General features: G+C 70.7%; 19 protein-coding genes and 2 tRNA genes. 9 read left to right on the forward strand and 12 right to left on the reverse strand.

What is annotated here, in order from left to right:
• Window positions 1-64 precede the first annotated feature (64 nt).
• Window positions 65-138 (forward strand) — tRNA-Ile (locus tag FHS08_RS14570).
• A 267-nt stretch (window positions 139-405) separates the two neighbouring features.
• Here FHS08_RS14570 and FHS08_RS14575 read toward each other — a convergent pair.
• The gene (locus tag FHS08_RS14575) at window positions 406-1,488 is read right to left on the reverse strand and encodes a DMT family transporter (RefSeq protein ID WP_167040681.1); all 1,083 of its coding nucleotides are present in this window, start codon (window positions 1,486-1,488) and stop codon (window positions 406-408) included.
• Between the two features lie 58 nt (window positions 1,489-1,546).
• On the opposite strand from FHS08_RS14575, the gene def reads away from it, so the two are divergent.
• The gene (gene def, locus FHS08_RS14580; RefSeq protein ID WP_167040684.1) at window positions 1,547-2,113 is read left to right on the forward strand and encodes a peptide deformylase; all 567 of its coding nucleotides are present in this window, start codon (window positions 1,547-1,549) and stop codon (window positions 2,111-2,113) included.
• A 67-nt stretch (window positions 2,114-2,180) separates the two neighbouring features.
• On the opposite strand, the gene FHS08_RS14585 is transcribed toward def, so the two are convergent.
• From FHS08_RS14585 to dusB, 5 genes are all read right to left on the reverse strand, one after another.
• Window positions 2,181-2,253: transfer RNA gene (locus FHS08_RS14585), tRNA-Asn, on the reverse strand.
• Between the two features lie 65 nt (window positions 2,254-2,318).
• Window positions 2,319-3,107, reverse strand: a complete 789-nt coding sequence (locus tag FHS08_RS14590) for an ATP-binding cassette domain-containing protein (protein ID WP_167040687.1) — start codon at window positions 3,105-3,107, stop codon at window positions 2,319-2,321.
• Window positions 3,108-3,158: 51 nt separating this feature from the next.
• Window positions 3,159-5,009, reverse strand: a complete 1,851-nt coding sequence (gene dnaG / locus FHS08_RS14595) for a DNA primase (protein ID WP_167040690.1) — start codon at window positions 5,007-5,009, stop codon at window positions 3,159-3,161.
• Window positions 5,009-6,376, reverse strand: coding sequence for a deoxyguanosinetriphosphate triphosphohydrolase (locus tag FHS08_RS14600; protein ID WP_167040693.1), 1,368 nt, complete (start codon window positions 6,374-6,376; stop codon window positions 5,009-5,011). The genes dnaG and FHS08_RS14600 overlap by 1 nt, the downstream gene beginning before the upstream one ends.
• Window positions 6,366-7,532 (reverse strand): tRNA dihydrouridine synthase DusB, encoded by a 1,167-nt coding sequence (gene dusB / locus FHS08_RS14605; protein WP_167040696.1) that lies wholly within the window; start codon window positions 7,530-7,532, stop codon window positions 6,366-6,368. The genes FHS08_RS14600 and dusB overlap by 11 nt, the downstream gene beginning before the upstream one ends.
• A gap of 89 nt (window positions 7,533-7,621) precedes the next feature.
• On the opposite strand from dusB, the gene FHS08_RS14610 reads away from it, so the two are divergent.
• Window positions 7,622-8,125, forward strand: coding sequence for a glutathione peroxidase (locus FHS08_RS14610; protein ID WP_167040699.1), 504 nt, complete (start codon window positions 7,622-7,624; stop codon window positions 8,123-8,125).
• Window positions 8,126-8,140: 15 nt separating this feature from the next.
• On the opposite strand, the gene FHS08_RS14615 is transcribed toward FHS08_RS14610, so the two are convergent.
• The 5 genes from FHS08_RS14615 to FHS08_RS14635 all read right to left on the reverse strand — a co-directional run bounded on the left by FHS08_RS14615 (window position 8,141) and on the right by FHS08_RS14635 (window position 14,110).
• Window positions 8,141-8,830 carry a DsbA family oxidoreductase gene (locus FHS08_RS14615; protein ID WP_167040702.1) on the reverse strand — a complete coding sequence of 230 codons (690 nt, stop codon included), beginning with the start codon at window positions 8,828-8,830 and terminating at the stop codon, window positions 8,141-8,143.
• Window positions 8,831-8,859: 29 nt separating this feature from the next.
• Complete coding sequence (locus FHS08_RS14620) at window positions 8,860-9,675, reverse strand: isoprenyl transferase (protein WP_167040705.1); 816 nt, start codon at window positions 9,673-9,675, stop codon at window positions 8,860-8,862.
• Window positions 9,672-10,400 (reverse strand): DNA repair protein RecO, encoded by a 729-nt coding sequence (recO, locus tag FHS08_RS14625; RefSeq protein ID WP_167040708.1) that lies wholly within the window; start codon window positions 10,398-10,400, stop codon window positions 9,672-9,674. The genes FHS08_RS14620 and recO overlap by 4 nt, the downstream gene beginning before the upstream one ends.
• A gap of 87 nt (window positions 10,401-10,487) precedes the next feature.
• Complete coding sequence (locus FHS08_RS14630; protein WP_167040710.1) at window positions 10,488-12,113, reverse strand: GTPase family protein; 1,626 nt, start codon at window positions 12,111-12,113, stop codon at window positions 10,488-10,490.
• Window positions 12,113-14,110 carry a dynamin family protein gene (locus FHS08_RS14635; protein WP_167040713.1) on the reverse strand — a complete coding sequence of 666 codons (1,998 nt, stop codon included), beginning with the start codon at window positions 14,108-14,110 and terminating at the stop codon, window positions 12,113-12,115. The genes FHS08_RS14630 and FHS08_RS14635 overlap by 1 nt, the downstream gene beginning before the upstream one ends.
• Before the next feature lie 106 nt (window positions 14,111-14,216).
• On the opposite strand from FHS08_RS14635, the gene FHS08_RS14640 reads away from it, so the two are divergent.
• The 4 genes from FHS08_RS14640 to FHS08_RS14655 all read left to right on the forward strand — a co-directional run bounded on the left by FHS08_RS14640 (window position 14,217) and on the right by FHS08_RS14655 (window position 17,248).
• Window positions 14,217-14,909, forward strand: a complete 693-nt coding sequence (locus FHS08_RS14640) for a TRIC cation channel family protein (protein ID WP_167040716.1) — start codon at window positions 14,217-14,219, stop codon at window positions 14,907-14,909.
• 103 nt (window positions 14,910-15,012) lie between these two features.
• Window positions 15,013-15,822, forward strand: a complete 810-nt coding sequence (locus tag FHS08_RS14645) for an amino acid ABC transporter substrate-binding protein (RefSeq protein WP_167040719.1) — start codon at window positions 15,013-15,015, stop codon at window positions 15,820-15,822.
• 9 nt (window positions 15,823-15,831) lie between these two features.
• On the forward strand, window positions 15,832-16,494 hold the full coding sequence (locus FHS08_RS14650) for an amino acid ABC transporter permease (RefSeq protein ID WP_167040722.1): 663 nt from the start codon (window positions 15,832-15,834) through the stop codon (window positions 16,492-16,494).
• The gene (locus FHS08_RS14655; protein ID WP_167040725.1) at window positions 16,481-17,248 is read left to right on the forward strand and encodes an amino acid ABC transporter ATP-binding protein; all 768 of its coding nucleotides are present in this window, start codon (window positions 16,481-16,483) and stop codon (window positions 17,246-17,248) included. Before FHS08_RS14650 ends, FHS08_RS14655 begins: the two co-directional genes overlap by 14 nt.
• Window positions 17,249-17,302: 54 nt before the next feature.
• On the opposite strand, the gene leuA is transcribed toward FHS08_RS14655, so the two are convergent.
• On the reverse strand, window positions 17,303-19,063 hold the full coding sequence (gene leuA / locus FHS08_RS14660; protein ID WP_167040729.1) for a 2-isopropylmalate synthase: 1,761 nt from the start codon (window positions 19,061-19,063) through the stop codon (window positions 17,303-17,305).
• Between the two features lie 352 nt (window positions 19,064-19,415).
• Here leuA and FHS08_RS14665 point away from each other — a divergent pair, with 352 nt between their 5' ends.
• On the forward strand, window positions 19,416-21,515 hold the full coding sequence (locus FHS08_RS14665) for a CHAT domain-containing protein (RefSeq protein ID WP_167040732.1): 2,100 nt from the start codon (window positions 19,416-19,418) through the stop codon (window positions 21,513-21,515).
• A 17-nt stretch (window positions 21,516-21,532) separates the two neighbouring features.
• Window positions 21,533-22,876, forward strand: coding sequence for a hypothetical protein (locus tag FHS08_RS14670; protein ID WP_167040736.1), 1,344 nt, complete (start codon window positions 21,533-21,535; stop codon window positions 22,874-22,876).
• Window positions 22,877-22,922 lie beyond the last annotated feature (46 nt).

Raw genomic sequence — 22,922 nt, forward strand, 5'->3', positions numbered from 1 at the left:
ATGACAAGCGTGTGATTACCCGCTGCGTCAGTGTGTCGAGCGGGCCGGTAGGCTTTTCTGACGAGGGGCGGTGGCCAAGCTGGTCAAGGCAGCGGGCTCATAACCCGACGATCGTGGGTTCAAGTCCCACCCGCCCCACGACGTGAAGGCTCGCCCGAAGGGTGGGCCTTCACGTCGTCTGCGGGTGTCGGCGTGAGCGGACTCGTGGGCGGGCCCACGCCGCGGAGGCTCCGCGCGGCGCACAGCGGCGCGTGGAGGGCGGCGGGGACAAGTCCCACCCGCCCCACGACGTGAAGGCTCGCCCGAAGGGTGGGCCTTCACATCGTCTGCGGGGTGTCGGCGCGAGCGCACTCGTGGGCGGGCCCACGCGTACGCCGGGATGCTGCTCGTCTTCGAGGTGTCTGCTCACGACGGGGAGCCGGGCCTCCTCCGGCGCGGCTCGTCGTCGTCGTGGACGGGCGGATTGGGCCAGACCTTCGACACGGCCTCCGTGATGCGGATCGAGCCCGTCTTGGGCGCCGACGGGTCGACGACCGCTCCGCTGCTCCCTCGCTGGATCGGGATCTCCTGGCTGTCGGCGATCACCTGCGGGTGGTTGCGTGCGAGCGAGATGACGCCGTAGACGGCGATCGCACCGGCGATCGCGAAGCCGACGAACGCCCACGGCGGTGCGGTCGACGCCTCCTGGAGCACCGTGAGGCCGATGAGCACCGCCACCATGGGGTCGATCACCGTCAGCCCCGCGATGACGAGGTCGGGGGGGCCGACCGCGTACGAGGTCTGGACGAAGTAGGCGCCCAGGGCGACGGCCGCGATGAGCGAGACGAGGCACAGCAGTGTGAGCCACTCGAAGTCGCCCGCCTGGATGCGCTTGATGACGACCTTCGCGAGCGTCGCGACGAATCCGTAGATCACGCCGGAGGCGACGATGTAGAAGAGCGCATGCGCACGCGCGCGCAACCACACCCAGAGGCCGGCGAAGGCGATCACGACCACGCCGAGCAGGATCAGGATGATGATGAGCTCGCGGTCGTGGACGACGTGCTCCGTTGCGACGAACGCCGCGATCGTCACGAAGATCGCGATGCCGCCCACGCACGCGACGATCGCGCGGATGGAGTCCTTCGTCGGCCTGTGTCCGCTGATGCGCGCATTCAGGAGCGTCGTGATGACGAGCGAGATCGCACCGAGAGGCTGCACCAGGATGAGCGGCGCGAACGTCAGCGCGCCGAGCTGGCACGCGATCGCGAGCGCGAGCATGATCGTCCCGAAGACCCACGAGGGCCGCCTGAGCAGCGCGACGAGCTGCTTCCCGCTGAGGCCCTCGCCGCCCGACATGCCGGAGAGGCGCTCGACCTTGGTGACTCCGCGGTGCTGGTACTGCGCACCGAACGACATGAAGACTGCGCCGAGGAGCGCGAGCGGGATGCCGATCAGGATCGCCGGGTCGCGGAACACGCCGACGAGTTCGTCGGTGACGTCGTTCAACGCGGTCCCCCACACCCTTCCGACCCTAACCGCCGGAGTGCCCCGATAGGCTCAAGGCGTGGCCGTTCTGCCGATTCGCATCATGGGAGACCCCGTCCTTCACGCGCCGGCGGCGCGCGTGGAAGAGATCACCGACGAGATCCGCGCGCTCGTCGCCGACATGTTCGAGACGATGGATGCCGCGCCCGGCGTCGGTCTCGCGGCGCCCCAGGTGGGGGTCGGGCTGCGCATCTACACGTACGCGTACCAGGACGACGAGGGTGCGCCGTGGCGCGGCGTCATCATCAACCCCGAGCTGTGGATGCGCCCGCTCGTGCCGGGCGATCCCGATCCCGACGAGGAGTCCGAGGGGTGCCTGTCGTTCCCCGGCGAGCGGTTCCCCCTGCGCCGGTCGGAGTCGGTTCTCGTCACAGGCGTCGACCTCGAGGGCGAGCCCGTCCGCATCGAGGTGGATGGATGGCGTGCACGGATCATGCAGCACGAGTTCGACCACCTCGACGGCATCCTGTACATCGACCGGCTCAGCGACGGCGACTGGAAGGCCGCTCAGAAGATCGCGCGCAAGCGCGGCTGGGGCCACCCGGGGGTGGCCTGGACGCCGGGGATCGACGACCTGGACGCCTGATCGGCGACGGCCGGGAGTCGCACAGGGATACGAAGAAGGCCCCGGGGGTGGAGCCCCGAGGCCTTCGCTCCCCCACTTGGACTCGAACCAAGAACCTATCGGTTAACAGCCGATTGCTCTGCCAATTGAGCTATGGAGGATCACACTCCGCGAAGCGGAGGCAACCACACCATATTAGCAAAGCCTCGAGAGTGCTCGTGACAGCTCATGACGAGACCAGCCGGCGGTCGGCCTCTCCGCTCGGGGTCCACAGCAGGTCGTCCGTGCTGTGCCCGTACGCGATCGTGTGGCCGGCACGCAGGACCAGGACCTCCGCGCTGAGGTCTCGGACGACATCGGGCTCATTCGTGACGACGACGGCCGACATCCCCGTGGCGTCGCGGCGACGAAGGATCGCGTCGCGGGCGGCACGGCGGACCTCGATGTCCATGTTGGCGAACGGCTCGTCGGCGACGAAGAGACGCGGCTCGAGCACGAGGGCGCGCGCGAACGCGACGCGCTGCCGCATCCCCGCGCTCAGCTCATACGGATACTTGGCCGCCGCTCCGAGCGGGAGCATGAGCTCGTCGAGGAGGGTCGCGACCCGCACAGCGAGAGCACGCGAGTTGGCGCGCCGGTCGCGGCTCGTGATGGGCTCGCCGATGACCTCCGAGACGGTGAGCCGCGCAGGCAGGCGCTTGCCCGCCGTCTGCGACAGGTACCCCGCGAGGTACGTGTGCAGGCGATGGGCACGCCCGGGGCGGCGCACAGCGATGCCTTCGACCTCGGCGGTGCCGCCGACGACGGCGAGGCCGAACTCCTCCGAGCCCGCCAGGACGGCTGCGAGGCTCGACTTGCCCGCACCGGTCGGACCCATGATCGCGAGCGTCGCGGCATGCGGAAGGGTGAAGGTCACCCCGTCGACGACCCGGATGTCGTGAGAGCCGCGCGTGGCGCGCGCGATCGACAGATCGGTGCAGCGGATGGCGACATCGGCGTCACGGCGGCGAGTCATGCCCTCATCCTGCCTGTCGGACGATCCGCGCGCCACTGCGCCTCGCCGGTGTCATTCGTCGGCGTGGAGCCGCTGACGCTCGATGTCGAGCTCGCGCAGGCGCAGACGGATGCCGCGCCCCTGCTCGGAGTCGGGAGAGACGCGCTGGATCGCACCGAGCAGCTCCGCCTTGTCGCGGTCGAGGGCGCGCTCGATGAGCCGGCGCGCGAGGTCGGTCGTCGAGGCGACGGCATGCTCGTCGTCCCGAGCAGGGAACACGGCCGTCAGCAGCTCGGCCGCGAGCGAGCGGTACGGCTCGCGGACGGCGGAGACGGCATCCCCCGCCCAGCCGAGTCGATCGAGGTCGGGCGCATCGGCGACGGCGGCCCTGACCGCTTCGAGTGCGGGATGCCGGAACGGCAGCGAGAGCGCCCGGGAACGCAGGGCGGGGTCGAGTCGATGGCCGAACTGCAGGAACCCCATGAGCGCGTCACGCTCGAGAGCGACCTCGGGCGCCCGCGGGAGCGTGGCGACGGTGACGCGGACGACCGGCTCGCCGTCGGGGGATGCTCCCGCGGCCGGCGCCGTCCGTGACGGGGTGCGCCCGCCGCGAGCGGCTCGCTCGACCTCGCGCCGGACGTCCTCCGTGTCCAGACCCAGCCGGCGCGCGAGGACCCGCACGTACTCCGGCTGAAGGAGCGGATCCCGCAGCTCCGCCACGACGGGCGCCGCGGCGCGCAGCGCGCCCACCCGGCCCTCGACGGAGGCGAGGTCGTACCCGGAGATGCGCTGGTCGATGACGAACTCGACCATGGGCACCTTGGCGTCGATCAGCGTGCGCACGGCGCCGTCGCCGCGCGCGAGGCGCAGGTCGCACGGATCGAGGCCCTCCGGCCCCTTCGCGACGTACGTCTGCGCATTGAAGCGCTTCGCCTCGGCGAAGGCGCGGAGCGCGGCCTTCTGGCCCGCGGCATCCGGATCGAAGGTGAAGACGACCTCGCCCGCCGTCGAGTCGTCGCCCATGACGCGGCGCAGCATCGTGATGTGGTCGGAGCCGAACGCCGTGCCGCACGTCGCGATCGCCGTGCCGACGCCGGCGAGGTGGCACGCCATCACGTCGGTGTAGCCCTCCACCACGACGACGCGGTGGTCGCGAGAGATGTCGCGCTTGGCCAGATCGAGGCCGTACAGGACCTGCGCCTTCTTGTAGATGGGCGTCTCGGGGGTGTTGAGGTACTTGGGACCCTGGTCGTCGTCGTAGAGCCTGCGCGCGCCGAAGCCCAGGACCTGCCCCGTCACGTCGCGGATCGGCCAGACGACGCGTCCGCGGAAGCGGTCGTACACGCCGCGCTGTCCCTGCGAGACGAGCCCAGCCGTCGTGAGCTCCTCCCGCGAGAACCCCTGCGCCGTGAGGGCGTCGAGCATGCCCGACCAGCCCTTGGGCGCATATCCGACTCCGAAGTGTGCGGCCGCGCCGGCGTCGAACCCGCGTCCGCCGAGGAAGGCGCGTGCCGTGCCCGCCTCGGGCGTCGCGAGCTGGCCGCGGAAGAACTCGGCGGCGGCGGCGTTCGCGGCGTAGAGGCGCGTGCGCCCCGAGGTCTCGGGTGCCGCGCCGCCGTCCTCGTAGTGGAGCGTGTAGCCGATGCGTCCCGCGAGCCGCTCGACGGCCTCCGTGAACGACACATGGTCGATGTTGCGCAGGAACGAGTACACGTCGCCCGACTCGCCGCAGCCGAAGCAGTGGTAGAAGCCGGCCTGCGGGCGGACGTTGAAGCTCGGGCTGCGCTCGTCGTGGAACGGGCACAGCCCCTTGAGGGCGCCGACGCCCGCCGACTTGAGCGCGACGCGCTCGCCGATGATGTCGGCGATGTTCGTACGGGCCTTGACCTCGTCGACGTCCGCCTGGCGGATGCGCCCGGCCATCAGGACTCCTCGACGGGATCCAGCGGCGGCCGGAGCCGGACCGTGCGTGCGCCCGGCGCCCACACCCCGAGCGATCCGGCGTCGACCTCGCCGACCAGTCGGCCGTGCCACGCGATCGCGAGCTGATCCGTGAGGCTCGCGACCTGATCGACGACGACGCGGCGGCGCTCGGCATCCGTCTCGGCCGCTGCGAAGTCCTCGCGGTGGATCGCGTCGAGCGCCGCCGGCTCGTCCCACAGAGCCGTCGCAAGCCGCTTCAGGACGCCGCGCTGCTCCTTGTAGAGCGTCTTCCTGCCGTCGATCGACACGACGAACGCGCCGATGACGCCCTTGAGCACGGCCATCTCGGCCTCGATGATGCGCGGGACGACCACGTGGGCACGATAGCGCGTCAGCACCGAGCCGTCGTACGAGTCGCGCGTCGCGGAGGTCGCGGCGCGCGCGAAACGGCCGATGAGGTCGGACGTGAGGTTCTTGAGGCGCGCGTGGGCCGCACGCGTGCCGTCGAAGGCGCCGATCCAGTCCGGAAGTCGCGTGAGGCGGAACAGCGCGTCCTCGAGCTCCTCCCTCGCGAAGTCGAACCCGACCCACGACTGGATCGCGGTGACGAGGGCCTCGTGCTCGCGGCGGTCGGCAAGACGCGCAGGATCGAGGTAGCCGTTCACGATCGCGTCCTCGAAGTCGTGCACGGAGTACGCGATGTCGTCGGAGAGGTCCATGACCTCGGCTTCGATGCAGCGCACGCGCCCCGGCGCGCCGTCTCGCATCCATCGGAAGACCGGCTCGTCGTCCGGGTAGACCCCGAACTTGAGCCGTCCACCCGGATCGGGGATCGGATGATCCGCCGTCCACGGGTACTTGCACGTCGCATCCAGACTCGCCCGCGTGAGGTTGAGCCCGAAGCTCTGCCCCTCGGCGCCGAGCACCTTCGGCTCGAGCCGCGTGAGGATCCGGAGGGTCTGCGCGTTGCCCTCGAACCCGCCGACGTCCTCGGCCCAGTCGTTGAGCGCGCGTTCGCCGTTGTGCCCGAACGGCGGATGCCCGAGGTCGTGGCTCAGACACGCGGTGTCGACGACGTCGGGCGACAGGCGCAGAGCGGTCGCGAGCTCGCGTCCGACCTGGGCCACCTCGAGCGAATGCGTCAGCCGGTTGCGCGCGAAGTCCGCGGGACTCGCGGGGCTCAGCACCTGCGTCTTGGCGGCGAGCCTGCGCAGCGCCGCGGAGTGCAGCACGCGGGCGCGATCCCTCGCGAAGTCATCGCGCTGCGACCTGTGCTGCTCGGGATGAAGGCGCGCGGCGTCCGCGTCGTCGTAGCCCTCCGGCCGCCCCGACGCGACGCCGACCGCGCCGCCGGCGTCAGCCGCCACTGTGGTCGAGCTCCGCTTCGGCGAGGGCGCAGGATGCCGCGAACCCCAGGTCGCGCGAGTCGAGCCAGCCGTCCGGCAGGGCGGGGCGCTTCGGCGTGCCCGCGCGCCCGCGCTGCCCCTCCGCCGCGGCGCCGGGGTACGGCGCGTCGAGCTCGAGTGTCGCGAGGAGGTCGTCGATCTCGGCGAGGCTCGAGGCGGTCGCGAGTCGGGCGCGCACGTCGCCGCCGACGGGATAGCCCTTGAAGTACCACGCGACGTGCTTGCGGATGTCGCGGCATCCGCGCTCCTCGTCGTCGAGGAACTCGACGAGCAGCTCCGTGTGCCGCCGGAACGCGCGCGCGACGAATCCGAGCGTCGCGTCGACGGGGTCGCCGGATGCCGCCTCCGGGCCGCCCAGTGCGCGGGCCAGGTCGCCGAACAGCCACGGCCGGCCCAGGCATCCGCGTCCGACGACGACGCCGTCGCAGCCGGTCTCGGCCATCATGCGGGCGGCGTCGTCGGCAGCCCAGATGTCGCCGTTGCCGAGGACCGGGACGCTCGTGACCGTCTGCTTGAGCTTCGCGATCGCCGACCAGTCCGCCTGGCCCGAGTAGAACTCCGAGGCCGTGCGCGCGTGCAGGGCGACCGCGGCGACGCCCGCGTCCTCCGCGATGCGGCCCGCGTCGAGATACGTGAGGTGGTCGGCGTCGATGCCCTTGCGCATCTTGACGGTCAGCGGGATGTCGCCCGCCGCACGGACCGCCCGCGTCACGATGTCGCGGAAGAGCCCGAGCTTCCACGGCAGCGCCGCTCCCCCGCCCTTGCGCGTCACCTTGGGCACGGGGCACCCGAAGTTGAGGTCGATGTGGTCTGCGTGGTCCTCCTGGACGAGGATCGCGACGGCCTTATCGATCGTCGCAGGATCGACTCCGTAGAGCTGGATCGACCGAGGCGTCTCGGACTCGTGGTGCCGGATGAGCCGCATCGTCGTCGCGTTGCGCTCGACGAGCGCGCGCGACGTGATCATCTCGCTCACATACAGACCGGCACCGTACTCGCGGCACAGACGTCGGAAGGCCGTGTTCGTGATCCCCGCCATCGGCGCGAGCACGACGGGCGCGTCGAGCGCGAGGGGCCCGATGCGCAGCGCGGGTGCCGGCGCGGTCATGGTGGTCATCCCGCCATTCTCCCAGAGTCGCGCTGTGCAAGCGCGGCGAACGGGACCGAATCGAACCCCGTGCTCTCGGACGGGCTTAGCCTGGGCGTATGACCGAGACCACACTGACCGACCTGCGCGACATCCCGTTCCAGACCGCGGACGGCGAGCAGAAGTCCCTCGCCGACTTCGGCGACGGCGTCGTGCTCGTCGTCAACGTCGCATCGAAGTGCGGGCTCACCCCGCAGTACGAGCAGCTCGAGGAGCTCCAGAGGACATACGGCGAGCGCGGCTTCACGGTGCTCGGATTCCCGTGCAACCAGTTCATGGGCCAGGAGCCGGGGTCGATCGAGGAGATCCTCGACTACTGCGCCGTCACGTGGGGCGTCACGTTCCCCATCCTCGACAAGGTCAAGGTGAACGGCGGCAAGGCGGCCCCGCTCTACAAGGCGCTCAAGAAGGCGCGCGACGCGGAGGGCAAGAAGGGCCCGGTCATGTGGAACTTCGAGAAGTTCGTCCTGACGCCCTCCGGCGACGTGCACCGCTTCCGTCCGAGCGTCAAGCCCGACGACCCTGCGATCATCGAGGTCATCGAGCGGAACCTGCCCGCCTGACGCTGCGGCTGCCGCCTACGCGGGCTCGGCGACGGGATCGCTCGCGCCGAGGTGCTCCGCCCACACCTGGCGCGCGATCTGCGTGAACGCCTCCGCAGGCTGGGCGCCCGAGACGCCGTACTTGCCATCGATCACGAAGAACGGGACGCCGTTGATGCCGTAGGCCGCGGCCTGCGCCTGATCAGCCCGGACGTCGTCGAGGAAGCGCCGGCTGCGCAGAGCCTCTCGCGCCGCATCGGCGTCGAGGCCGGCATCCGTCGCGAGCAGGACGAGCTCGTCGTCCCTTCCGAGGTGGCGTCCCTCCGTGAAGTACGCGGACATGAGACGCTCCGCGAGCTCGAGCTGGCGCCCCTGCTCCTTCGCGAAATGCAGCAGCTCGTGCGCCTTGACGGTGTTGGTGTGCTTGAGCAGGTCGTAGCGGTAGTGCAGATCGGCCTGGGCGGCGACCTCCGTCACGCGAGCGATCATCGCCTCGGCCTGCGCGCGAGCGATGCCCTTGTGCAGCGAGAGGTAGTCCGACTCGTCGCCGTCGAAGTCGACGGGGGTGTCGGGTGAGAGCTCGAACGAGTGGTACACCACCTCGACGACCGGCGCATCGTCATCGACGGATGTCGCGGCCAGCCCCTTCTCGAGGTTGCGCTTGCCGATGTAGCACCAGGGGCAGGCGATGTCGCTCCACACGTCGATCTTGATGGCGTCCGTCATGTCGGGAACAACCTCGCAGGATCGCCGTGCTATTCCGCGACCTGCGCGCCGGGTGTGTCGACGGCGCCGCCGAAGCGCCGGTCGCGGTCGAGATAGAGCCCGATCGCCTCCCACAGGTCGGTGCGCGAGAAGTCGGGCCACAGCGTGTCGAGGAAGACGAACTCGGCGTAGGCGGACTCCCACAGCAGGAAGTTCGACGTGCGCTGCTCGCCGCTCGAGCGAACGAACAGGTCGACATCGGGCATCTCCGGAATGTAGAGCCGGCGCTGGATGAGCTTCTCCGTCACGGCCGACGGCCTGAGCCTGCCCGCCGCGACGTCGTCGGCGATGGAGCGCACGGCATCCGTGATCTCCACACGACCGCCGTAGTTGACGCACATCGTGAGGGTCAGGACGTCGTTGTCCCGCGTGAGCTGCTCGGCGTACTGCAGCTCCTTGATGACGGAGCCCCACAGCCGGGGCTTGCGCCCTGCCCAGCGCACCCGGACGCCCCACTCGTTGAGCTGATCGCGCCGGCGGTGCAGGACGTCGCGGTTGAACCCCATGAGGAAGCGCACCTCGTCGGGCGAGCGCGACCAGTTCTCGGTCGAGAACGCGTACACCGACAGGTGCGTGACGCCCGCCTGGATGGCACCCGCGACGACGTCCAGCAGTGCCGCCTCGCCCGCCTTGTGGCCTTCGACGCGGGTGAGCCCGCGGCGGTTGGCCCAGCGGCCGTTGCCGTCCATGACGATCGCGACGTGCCGGGGAACGCTCCCCCGCGGAAACGCGGGCGGATACAGACCCGTCCAGTCCACGGGCCGGAACGGCACTGCATCGCGATGCGTGTAGGGCTTGGGGGTCACGGAGCGGTCTCCACGTGCTCGAGGGAACGGATGCCGCGCTCGAGGTGCCACTGCGTATAGGCGGCGACGAGTCCCGAGGCGGCGGAAGTCGCGCCGCGGGGCGCGGCAGCCACGGCGTCCCACTCGCCCGCCATGAGGGACTGCAGCAGCGCGACGGTCGCGGGGTCGACGCGTGCGGCACCCGTCGGCGCACACTCCCGGCACACCATGCCGCCCAGCTGCGCCACGAAGGAGTCGTGCGGTCCGGGTGCGCCGCACCGTGCGCACTCGTCGAGCGCAGGCGCCCACCCGGACAACGCCATCGCGCGCAGGAGATACGAGTCCAGGATGCTGCGCGACGCGTGCTCGCCGGTCGACAGCGCGCGCAGGCCGCCCACGAGCAGGAGGTACTGCTGCGGCGTCGCCTCGGCCTCGTTGAGCCGGTCTGCCGCTTCGACCATCGCGCTCGCGGACGTGTACCTGTCGTAGTGGACGGCGATGTCGGCGCCGTACGTGCCCAGCGACTCGGCCTGCTGAACGATGTCGAGCGATCTCCCCTGGTAGAGCTGCACGTCCGCGACCATGAACGGCTCGAGCCGCGCGCCCAGGCGCGACGACGTGCGCCGCACGCCCTTCGCGACGGCGCGCAGCTTGCCGTGGCGTCGACTGAGCATCGTCACGATCCTGTCGGCCTCGCCCAGCTTGTGGGTACGCAGGACCACGACCTCGTCGCGGTAGGTGGGCACCCCTCGATTATCCCGCCTGCGGTGGACACGGGCGTGCGGCCGCGCGGGCCGAGCGTCAGCGCGGCGCGTGCCGCCGCGGAGCGAGGGTCATCGTGCGGCGCGTGCCGCCGCGGAGCGAGCCGTCTCGAGGGTCGTCAGCTCCGCGTCGACCTCGCCGAGGATCCTCTCGCGCGCGACACGCTCGACGCTCGCCTCGAGCGCTGTCGCGACTCGTTCGGCGCGCCTGTTCGCGCCTGTCCGGGAGGCGAGACGCGAGGCGCCTGCGACGACCAGCCCGACGACGATCCCTCCGACGAGCAGCACCGTCGGCCACGGCAGCGCGACCGCTCCGATCGGGAGGGCCGGAACCAGCCCGTCGGTCGGAATGCGCAGATAGTCGAGGAGCGCGAGGATGCCGAGCCACGCGCCACCGGCGACGGCGGCGGCGAGCAGCAGCCACTGCAGCGCGTCGACCGCCCTCCACCACCGCGCGGGGCGCAGCCGGACGGTCCGGGCGACCGCCGAGTCGAGGGCATCCGTGATCGTCGAGGACGCGGAGACGGCGCGCGCGTTGAGCCGCTCCCCCGCGATTCCGGAGAGCGCTGCGGCGGAGACGAAGTCCCGTGTCGCCGTCGCGACCTGCGCACGCACGGCAGGCGACGCCGTCGGCAGCGACGTGCGGACGAGCTCCGCAGGGGGCGCGTCGGCGGTATCCGTCGAAGTCCGCGCGGGCCGCAGCCCCAGCGTGCGCAGGGGGTCGGACCGGAACCGCTGCAGCCATCGCGTGGGCGGCCACCCCGTCCGGGCGACGGCATCGCGCAGGCTCGCGTCGCGAACGGCCTCCACGACGAGCGGGACGCCGGCGGCGCGTCCGAGGGCGCCCAGCAGGCGCCTGCGTGCCGATTCCAGCTCGACGGGGTCGTGGGCCGGCGCGGGAATCGCCGCGATAAGGTCGCGCGCGGCCCCGCGGATGTCCTCGGTCAGCCGAGCGGTCGCGGCTTCGCGGCGCTCGACGGCCCGGAGGACGAGAGACCCGAGCTGGGCGATCCCCTCTCCCGTGCGGGCCGAGGTGCCCAGCACGCGGGCGGCCAGACCGTCGGCGCGGACGAGCCGCTCGAGGTCGGCCAGACACGTTCGCGCCTCATCGGGAGTGAGGCGATCGAGCTGATTCAGCACGACGACGACCGAGTCCCCGTGGCCGGCGAGCGGGGCCAGATAGCGCGAGTGCAGCACCGCGTCGGCGTACTTCTGCGGATTCGTGATCCAGACCAGGAGGTCGGCGCGCTCGGTCACATGGTCCGCGCGCAGGCGGTGCTCCGCGACGATCGAGTCGTGATCGGGCAGATCGAGCAGCACGAGCCCGTCCGGGTGCCGAGGCGAGACCGCGAGCTCGTGACGCTCGTGGACGCCGAGCCACTCGAGGAGCATCGCCGAGCCCGCCGCGATCTCGGGATGCTCGGCCACGGCGGCCAGCGGGAGCGACGTCGTGGGACGCTGTCGGCTCGTGCGGGCGAGATCCGCGCCGACGAGCAGGTTGAAGACGGTGGACTTCCCGGCGCCCGTGGCCCCGGCGAGGGCGACGACGGTGTGCTCGGCCGACAGCTGCGCGCGTTCTCCCGCACGCGAGAGAGTCGTGCGCGCCGGCTGCAGCACGCCGTCGGCGAGCCTGGCGTGAACCGCGTCGACGGCCGTCCGGAGATCGACGACGCGCTCGGCGAGCGGGAACCGCGCCATCACCGGCGCCCGCCGAACAGGCGCTGCCAGAGCCCTGCACGCTTCTCCTCGGGGGGCGACGGCGTCGATGCGTCGCCGCCCGCGAGCGGGATGCGGCGCTCGCTCGGCGCGATCGCCCGCAGGCTCGCCCCGCGGAGGGAGGGACCGGGCGTCGAGCCGCGCGGCTGCTCGTGCACGCGGCTCGCGCGCTCGTAAGCCGCCGCGCGCTCCACAGTCGTCACTGCGTCTCGGAGCTCGTCTCCCGCCGCCGGGGACACGCCCAGCGCCGCGACGGCGGTGAGGGCGATCGCGGCATCCGCCGCGATGAGAGAGCCGAGCCGTTCGGTCAGTCGTCTCGATGCCTCGCCCGTCAGCCGACGGACGGCGTCGTCGCCGAAGACGGCCTCCAGCACCTTCTGCGCCAGCACCGCCGTGCCGCCTGCGACGCCCACTTCGATGCCCGTCAGCCCGCCCGTGCTCCCGAACACGACGAGCATGAGGGCGACGCCGAGGCCGTTGACGCCTAAGCTGAGCCCGCGTGCGAGGCCGCGACGGCCGGCGCCCTGCTCGCGCACGATGTCGAGCACATCGCCCTGCCACCCGCGGATCTGCTCCCCGATGGACCCACGCAGCTCCGCCGTCCCGACACCCGTCACGCCCGCCGTCGCGCCGGCATCGATGAGGATGCCCGATCCTGCGGGGTCGCCGCGCCACGCCGACCGCACGCGCTCGCGCGCCGTCTCGATCGCATCGATCGTGATGGCCTCGAGCCCGTGCGCGATCGCGAGCTCTACCGGCTGCGCATCCGGCTCGCCGCCGCGGAAGAACGCCACGACGGCGTCGCGGACCCTGCTGACCCCGCGCTCGACCGACCTCATGAAGGCGCTCGCGCCGACGAAGTCCTGCCAGCGGTCGAGGACCTCGCCGCGGAGCATCGCGCCATCGGTCGTGGCCGCCTCGATCTGTGCACGGGCGTCGGCGTAGGCGCTCGTGACGATGCCGGTGAGCCGCGCGGCCGACGCCGCCTGCCCGTCCACGGCGTCGGCGAGAGAGCTCGCCGCGACACACAGATCGTCGACGACGCCGTCCCGCGTCGCGAGGGCGATGTCGTCGCGGGCGTCGGCGCTGCCGCCGAGATCGGTGAGCCACCCCGCGACGTCGGCGACGGCGCCCTCCGGAAGCATGCCGTCATCGAGCGCGGCCTCCGGCACGACGAACAGCGGCGCCGCGCCCAGGCCGTTCTCCTGCATCATGCGCTGGAGATCCGCGACCACGGGGTCGCTGCCCGGGTCGATCCGATCGAGCACGAGAGCGAGCTGCGCACGGCGTCCCGCTGCGGCGCGCAGCAGGTCCCACGGCACGGCGTCGGCGTAGCGGGCGGCCGTCGTGACGAACAGCCACAGGTCGGCGGCGGCCAGCAGCTGTCCCGCGAGCTCGCGGTTGCCCGACTCGATCGAGTCGATGTCCGGCGCGTCGAGCAGCGCGAGCCCCGGCGGCATTCCCGGGAACGGCGCGAGCCTCAGCGCGCGGACGCCGTCGAACGCCGTGCCGTCGCGCTCGGCGCCGGCAGCGCCTGCGGGTGCCGTCGTCGTGTGGATGCGCACGAGGTTCGGAAGCACCCGCTCGGGCGCGAACCACGGTGCATCGGCCGGATGGAAGACGAGGACGGGTGAGCGCGTCGTCGGGCGCAGCACGCCGGGAGTCGTCAAGGCGGCGCCCAGCAGCGAGTTGACGAGCGTCGACTTCCCCGCGCCCGTCGACCCGCCCACGACGACGAGCAGCGGGGCGCCGTCCGAGCGCAGGCGCGGGAGCAGGTAGTCGTCGATCTGAGCGAGGAGCTCCCTCCGCCGCACGCGCGCCTCATCGACGCCGGCGCCGCCGAGCGGCAGCGTCTCGGCCGTCAGCCGGCCGCGCACGACGTCGATCGCGCTGACGAGAGCCGCCCGGGCCCGGGCCGCGGCATCCCGCGCATCGCCCTCGGGCGTGCGGGCGGCGTCGCCCGCTCTCCCCTCCGTCATGACCCCATCCTGCCCGACCCGACTGCGCGGCACGCGGTGATCGCGCGCGAACCGCCGTGGCCGAGGCATCCCACGCGCGGGCCCGCTCGCGTTGCAGAATCGATGCGTGGACGAGCCGCTCTTCACGATTCCCCTCTGGGCCGACCTCACCGCCGTAGGGCTCGGAGGCGTGCAGGGCGCCCTCTTCGCCTCCGGCTTCCAGGGTCAGCGCCGGCTCGATCTGCTGGGCGTCACGATCATCGGCATCGTCGTCGGCATGGGCGGCGGTCTCATCCGCGACCTCCTGCTCGACACGACGCTCGCGACGCTGCAGAGCAACTGGTATCTGCTGACGGCGGTCGCGGCATCCCTCATCGGGATGCTGCTCGCCGGCGTGTTCCACCGGCTCAACCGCCTCATCGTGGGCCTCGATGCTCTCGTCATCGGGCTGTTCGGCGCCTTCGGAACGTCGAAGGCGCTCGCTCTCGGGCTGCCGCCGGTTCCCGCCGTGTTCATCGGAGTGTGCGCCGCGGTCGGGGGCGGCATCCTGCGCGACATCATCATGGGCCTGCCCGTCGCGATCATGCACGTCGGGTCGCTGTACGCCGTCGCCGCCGGCGCAGGGTGCGTCGTGCTCGCGGTCCTCCACGTGTTCGGCGTCGACCTCGTGCCGTCGGCGATCGCGGGGATCCTCGTGGCGTTCGTGATCCGGCTTCTCGCCGTCATCTTCGACGTGTCGCTGCCGGAGCAGCGCATGCTGCACCGCCGGAAGGTGGCGGTCGAGACGGCTGCCATCCCGATCGTCAAACCGCCGCGGTGAACCGCAACCTGGCGTAACGCGAGTGGGCTCGCCGGGCCCGGAGTGCTGAACTCGAGGGATGCGCTGCGTACCGCAGCCGTCCCGTCCCACAAGGAAGCATGCCATGCCTCGTCGTCGCACCACCGCCGTCTCCCTCTCCGTCCTCGCCGTGGCGGCGCTCACCGCCCTGACGGGGTGCGCGTCGGGCTCTCCGTCCGCGGCCCCGGACGAGAACGGATACGCCCTCGTCACGTCGGGAACCCTGACGGTCGCCACGGAGGGCACGTACCGGCCCTTCACGTACCACGAGAACGGCTCCGGACCGCTCGTCGGCTATGACGTCGAGGTCGCGGAAGCCGTCGCCGACAAGCTCGGCCTCGAGGTCGAGTTCAAGGAGACGCAGTGGGACGCGATCTTCGCCGGTCTGGATGCCGGTCGCTTCGACGTCATCGCCAACCAGGTCTCGATCACGCCCGAGCGCGAGGAGAAGTACGCGTTCAGCGCCCCCTACGCGGTCTCCCCCGGCGTCATCGTGACGAAGGACGACGATGACTCGATCGGCTCGTTCGACGACCTCGCAGGCAAGACGACGGCGCAGTCGCTCACCAGCAACTGGTACGAGCTCGCGCAGAAGTCCGGTGCGAACGTCGAGGCCGTCGAAGGGTGGGCCCAGGCAGTCGCGCTGCTCGAGCAGAGCCGCGTCGACGCGACGATCAACGACAAGCTGACCTTCCTCGACTACGAGACGACGAACCCCGGCAGCGGCCTGAAGATCGCGGCCGAGACCGACGACACGTCGAAGTCCGCTTTCGCCCTGACGAAGAAGAACGCCGATCTGGCCGCAGACATCACGAAGGCGCTCGACGAGCTGCGCAGCGAGGGCGTGCTGGCCAAGCTCGGTGAGAAGTATTTCGGCGCGGACATCTCCCAGTAGTCCGCGCAGATGGATGTCTGGCAGCTCGCGCTCAGCTCGTTCTGGCCGATCGTCTGGGGCGCGATCAGCGGTACCGTCCCGCTGGCGCTCGCCTCGTTCGTCCTGGGGCTCGTCATCGCGCTGGGAGTCGCGCTCATGCGCATCTCCCGGCGCAGGGTCGTGTCGGGGATCGCCCGCGCGTACATCTCGGTCATCCGTGGCACGCCCCTGCTCGTGCAGCTGTTCGTGATCTTCTACGGCCTGCCCTCGATCGGCATCGTCGTGCCGCCGTGGCCGAGCGCGATCGTCGCGTTCTCGCTGAACGTCGGCGGGTACGCCGCCGAAGTCATCCGCGCCGCGATCCTGTCCGTGCCGAAGGGACAGTGGGAGGCCGCGTACACGACGGGGATGTCGCGCACGATGACGCTGCGGCGCATCATCCTGCCGCAGGCGGCCCGCGTGAGCGTACCGCCGCTGTCGAACACCTTCATCTCGCTCGTCAAGGACACATCGCTCGCGTCGCTCATCCTCGTGACCGAGCTGTTCCGCGTCGCGCAGCAGATCGCGGCGTTCAGCCAGGAGTTCCTCATCCTCTACATCGAGGCTGCGCTCGTGTACTGGATCGTCTGCCTCGCGCTGTCGGCCGGTCAGAACCGCATGGAAAGGAGGCTCGACCGCTATGTCGCAGCCTGAGATCCTCCTGAGCGTGACAGGCCTGCACAAGGCCTACGGAGACCACGAGGTGCTCAAGGGCATCGACCTCGAGGTGCGCAGAGGCGAAGTCGTCGTTCTCATCGGGCCGAGCGGCTCGGGCAAGACGACGGTCCTGCGCTCCCTGAACGGGCTCGAGACTCCGGATGCCGGCATCCTGCGCTTCGCGGGCGGTCCCGACGCCGACTTCTCGGCGGGTGTGAGCCAGTCGACGCGCTTCGCCGTGCGGGACAGGTCGGGCATGGTGTTCCAGCACCACAATCTCTTCCCGCACATGACGGTGCTCGAGAACGTCATCGAGGGGCCCGTGCGCGTGCAGAAACGGCCGAAGGCGGAGGCGATCGCCGACGCCGAGAGGCTGCTCGCGCGCGTCGGACTCGCCGACAAGCGCGATGCGTACCCCCATCGCCTCTCGGGCGGTCAGCAGCAGCGCGTCGGCATCGTCCGCGCGCTCGCCCTCAAGCCCTCGCTGCTGCTCTTCGACGAGCCGACGAGCGCGCTGGACCCCGAGCTCGTCGGCGAGGTGCTGAAGGTCATCCAGGAGCTCGCGGCCGAAGGGTGGACGATGGTCGTCGTGACGCACGAGCTCCAGTTCGCGCGCCAGGTCGCCGACGAGGTCGTGTTCATGGACGGCGGCGCCGTCGTGGAACGAGGCGATCCCGAGCGGCTCTTCGCGGCACCGCAGCACGAGCGGACGAAGCGCTTCCTCGACAGGATCCTTCGACCGCTCGACTGAGCGAACCGGTGACGGCGGCGTCCGCCCTGGGGACGCGCGCCGCCGTCACTCGGATCAGACGCTCGCGAGCTGGCTCGACCTCTCGCGCGTGCGGATGGCGCGGTTGACGCCCGACACGATCGCCTTGAGCGACGCCGTCGAGATGTCGCCGTCGATGCCGACGCCCCACAGGCGCTCGCCGTCGACCTGCAGCTCGATGTAGGCGGCCGCCTGTGCGTCTCCGCCCGCGCTGAGCGCATGCTCGACGTAGTCGTACAGCGTCACGTCGAAGCCCTGCGCCCGGATGATCTCGAGGAAGGCCGCGACCGGGCCGTTGCCGTGGCCCGTCGCCGCGACGCGGTCGTCGCCGTCGCGGAGCGTGAGCTCGAGCGAGACGTCTCCCGACATGTCGCTCTGCGTGCGCGTCGACAGCAGCTCGAAGCGACCCCACTTCTCGTCGACGACCGTCGACGGCAGGTACTCGTCGGTGAAGATCGCCCAGATCTCGTCGCTCGTGACCTCGCCGCCATCGGCATCCGTCTTCGCCTGCACGACGCCGGAGAACTCGATCTGGAGCTTGCGCGGGAGGTCGATCGCGTGGTCGGTCTTCAGCAGGTACGCGACACCGCCCTTGCCGGACTGCGAGTTGACGCGGATGACGGCCTCGTACGACCGGCCCAGGTCCTTGGGGTCGATCGGCAGGTACGGCACGGCCCATTCGATGTCGTCGACCGTGACGCCCTGCGCCGCGGCTTTGGCATCCATCGCCTCGAAGCCCTTCTTGATGGCGTCCTGGTGCGACCCGCTGAACGCCGTGAACACGAGGTCGCCCGCCCACGGGCTGCGCTCGGGGACGGGCAGCTGGTTGCAGTACTCGGCGGTGCGCTTGACCTGGTCGATGTCGCTGAAGTCGATCTGCGGGTCGATGCCCTGCGTGAGCAGGTTGATGCCGAGGGCGACGATGTCGACGTTGCCCGTGCGCTCTCCGTTGCCGAACAGGCACCCCTCGATGCGGTCGGCGCCCGCCATGTATCCGAGCTCGGCCGCGGCGATCGCGGTGCCGCGGTCGTTGTGGGGGTGCAGCGACAGGATGACGTTCTCGCGGTGGGCGAGGTGCCGGCTCATCCACTCGATCGAGTCGGCGTAGACGTTCGGAGTCGCCATCTCGACGGTCGCGGGCAGATTGATGATGACCTTGCGGTCGGGCGTCGGCTCGAAGATCTCCAGCACCTGGTTGCAGACGTCGACGGCGAACTCGAGCTCGGTGCCCGTGTAGCTCTCGGGCGAGTACTCGTAGTAGACCGTGGTCTCGGGGATGCGCTTCTCGAACTCTCGGCACAGGCGCGCGCCTTCGCGAGCGATGTCGACGATGCCCTGCTTGTCGGTGCGGAAGACGACTTCGCGCTGCAGGACGCTCGTCGAGTTGTAGAGGTGCACGATCGCCTGCTTGGCCCCCGCGATCGACTCGTAGGTGCGCTCGATGAGGTGCTCGCGCGCCTGGGTCAGCACCTGGATCGTGACGTCGTCCGGGATGAGCCCGTCCTCGATGAGCTCTCGCACGAAGTCGAAGTCGGTCTGGCTCGCGCTCGGGAAGCCCACCTCGATCTCCTTGTAGCCCATGCGGACGAGGAGGTCGAACATGATGCGCTTGCGCTCGGGGCTCATCGGATCGATGAGTGCCTGGTTGCCGTCGCGCAGATCGACGGCGCACCAGCGCGGCGCCGTCATGATGCGCCTGGACGGCCACGTGCGGTCGGGCAGATCGACGCGGATCTGCTGGTGGAAGGGCCGATACTTGTGGATCGGCATGCCGGAGGGCTTCTGGGTGTTCTCCATGATTCGTCGCTTCTTCTCTCGCCCCGGATCGGGGATGGCTCTCGCCTGTTGATTGCGGGCCAACCAGAAGCTCCGCGACGAGGAAGGCCCTAGAACGAGGACTCGTCGCGGCGGCTAAGAAGGAGGAGCCGGCCGAAGCGCATTCATCGATCGTAGCAGGATGTCGCGGACCAGCGTGAGACGATCGGCGTCGGGTCGACGGTGCTCCCGGGCCTCGCGACCCACGGTCGCATTCCCCGCGAGCGGGCGATGGATGCGAAGCATGTATCTATCCACCGCATGCACGCCTCACTACTGTGTGGACAGCAGCGTCGAGCGAGACCGACGCATCCGGAGCGTGAGCGAGGCGGCCATGGGTTCCCTGTCGTTCGGTGCATTCGAGATCGTCGTGATCACGCAGCTCTTCCCGCGGGGGCGGGAGTTCGTCGCCGGCCGCTATCCCCCGTCCGTGCTCGCGATCTACGACGTCGTGACGGCAGACCCCGGCTGGGGGGCGGCGACGACGTGGGCCGAGCAGTCGCTCGTCGTCGCACGCGTGCTCCGGGAGCGTCCCGATCTGGCGGCTGCGTATCAGTCCGACATCGATGCCGGATACATGGGATTCGGCGACGGCGGAGACGACGAGATGGATGCCGCGATCCGCGCCGTCGAACAGGCCGGGGCCGACGAGCGCGGCCTCCCGGAGTCTCTGCCCGAGGACGGGATGCTCGGCGGGGAGGACTCGGAAGGCCCCGAGTGGGCGCCGTCACCGCCGCCGACGCGCGGACCCGGCCTTCCGCGGCCCGCGCCGAGCCCCGCCGCTCCACCCCCGCCCCTGCCGACCGACGAGCCTGATCAGCAGGAGCAGCAGGCTGAGGAGCAGGTGCAGACCGGCGCGGACGAGGGCGCCGCCGAGAGCGTGGCGACATGGCTGAACGCACAGCTCTCCGACCCGGCGACACCGCTGCGGGTCGGCAGGACCGCCGACCTCATGGTGTTCTTCGGAGAGAAGAGCCAGGCGGCGGTCGCCGCCGTCGCGGCGACCATCACGATCCCCGCGGGTCAGGAGCACCTCGACGTCCAGATCCGGCTCGCAAGTCTCGACTTCGTCGTTCCCTCCCTCGCCCAGCCGCATCGCATCTCGCGCGAAGGCCGGTCCGAGTCGCGCGCGCACTTCGACATCACGCCGAAGCACGAAGGCCCGTCGAAGCTCTCCGTCCACGTCGATGTCGACGGCAACTTCCTGCAGCGCCTCGACATCACGTTCGACATCGGCACCGACGCCGAGCCGGAGATCGCGAACTACGGGCGTCCCGCGAGCGCGGCGGGGGTGCTGAAGCCGCGCGTCGCGAAACTCGAGTTCATGCCCGCCGTCGGCGGCTACGAGGTGACCGCCGGCGATGTGCTGCCCGAACCCGTCATGATCTGGATCACCCAGGACGAGCTCGGCGCCAGGATCAAGAGCGTGCGCGAGGCGCTCCTCGGCTTCGTGTCCGACAAGGCCGTGTCGCTCGAGCTGGATCTCGCTCCCGAGGTCACAGACGCGGCGCTGCGGAAGCTCGCGTTCGAGGGGTATCTGCTCTTCCGTGCCCTGTTCGCGGGGCCACAGGCGTCTCCGCAGCTGAAGCAGATCGGGACCTGGCTGCGCGAGAGCCTCAGCGACGACGTCAGAACCCTGCAGGTCGTGTCGACGGGCTTCCCCGTCCCGTGGCCGCTCATGTACCTCGCCGACCGTTTCGACACGACGCCCCTGTCGTGGGACAACTTCGTCGGAATGCGCCATGTCGTCGAGCAGGTCACGATGGCGAAGATCGAGACCCACGCGGATCCGACGATCGCCTCGACTCCCGAGCTCTCCGTCCGGGTGCTCTTCAACGAGGGAATCGACGCGAGCATGCCCTCGCATCCCATCGCCGCGCAGCGGGAGTACTGGCGCAACCGCGGCGTCGTGCTGACCGAGGGCACGACGGTCGACGACCTCATCGGCACGGCGCTCACGAGCAGCACGACGGACAAGGTGCTCTACCTGTACTGCCACGCCCAGACCTCCCCCAGCGACGCGCAGGACTCCTGTCTGATCCTCACGGGCGGGGAACGCGTCACGCTGGGACAGCTGAGCGTCTTCGCCCCGTGGGAGGACGCGCTGACGGCACGGCCCCTCGTCTTCCTCAACGCCTGCGAGTCCGCCGAGCTGACCCCCGACTTCTACGACGGGTTCGTGCTCTACTTCCTCGCGAAGGGCGCGCGCGGCGTCATCGGCACGGAGTGCAAGACTCCGGGCCTGTTCGCGAGCGAGTGGGCGAAGGCGTTCTTCGACGAGCTGTTCGCGGGCAACGCCCTCGGCGAGGTGGTGCTCGATCTGCGCAGGAGATTCCTCTCCGACCACAACAACCCGCTGGGGCTGCTCTACGGCGTGCACTGCGACACCGATACCGTCGTCGCGCCCGCGCTCGTGCCGCAGTCCGGCCGATGACAGACAAGGAATCCGCGATGTCCCTCCGACGCATTCCCGGAACCGAGCGGCAGTACTTCCTGATCTCCTACGACAAGCACGGCGACGAGCTCCCCGATCCCGACGGGTCGATCGCGAGCGAACAGGCTCTCGCGGCGCTCGCCGACCCCGCGGCGGCCGTGACGGACGTCTTCGTCCTCAGCCACGGCTGGCAGGGCGACTATCAGGACGCGATCAGCCAGTACGACCGGTGGCTCGGCGCGGCCGATCCTGACAGAGCCGGCGACGGCATCCGTCCCTTCGTCATCGGCCTGCACTGGCCGAGCAAGGCGTGGAGCGATCGCGAGCTCGCGAGCGCGCCCAGCGGGCTGCTCAGCGACGAGCCTCCCGTCGACGGCGTCACGGTGGACGAGGCGGTCGAGGAGTACGCGACGCTCCTCGGAGACGCGCCCGAGCTGCGTGCGGCGCTCCGGACGGTGCTCGCGCACGCCGCTGACGTCGATCCGGATCAGGATGCCGACCCCGGCGACGAGCTCCCCTTCGAGGTCGCCGAGGCGTACCGCGTGATCGCGGCGGGCACGGCGGCGGATGACGGCGACGATCCTCTGCTCGGAGGAGGGTGGGATCCCGACCTCGTCTTCGCCGAGGCGGCGACCGAGCAGTCCGGCGACGACGGTCTTCTCGGGGAGGGGTGGTTCCAGAAGCTCCGGGAGGCCATCCTCACGCCCCTGCGTCAGCTCACCTTCTGGCACGGCAAGAACCAGGCGCGCGAGTTCGGCGAGCGCGGGGCCGCGCGACTGCTGCGCGCGATCATGGGTGCGAGCCCGGCGCGCGTGCACCTGCTCGGACACAGCTTCGGCACGATCGTCGTCTCGAGCGCCGTCCGCGGACCCGGTCGCTCCCCCGTCCCGCCGCCGCGACCCGTCGACTCGCTGTTCCTCGTCCAGGGCGCCGTGTCGCTGTGGGCGTTCTCGGGGGCGGTTCCGCAGAGCATCGGCGGCGGACGCGGGTACCTCGCGGACGTCGCGACGCCCCGGTTCGTCGCGGGCCCGATCGTCGCGACGAGATCGACCTGGGACTACGCCGTCGGCAAGTACTACCCCCTCGCGGTGGGCATCGCCGGCCAGTACCTGCTCGCCGACGAGCTGCCCAAGTACGGCGGAATCGGCACATGGGGCATTCAGGGACTGACGGATGCCGTGGAGCTCCCGCCCCTCGAGCACGGCGCCCGCGCGGACGACGCGTTCGCCGCGGCGACCGTGCACAACATCGACGCGAGCGAGGTCATCTCACGTCTGGACGGCGCCTCGGGCGCGCACAACGACCTTGCGCATCCCGAGCTCGTCCAACTCGCCTGGAACGCGGCCCGCGCGATCGTGTGACGGGCACGGCGGCTGCCCGAGCGCGATGCCGGCGCGACACGGCGCC

Source organism: Microbacterium ulmi (genome assembly GCF_011759705.1).
GTDB classification, from domain to species: domain Bacteria; phylum Actinomycetota; class Actinomycetes; order Actinomycetales; family Microbacteriaceae; genus Microbacterium; species Microbacterium ulmi.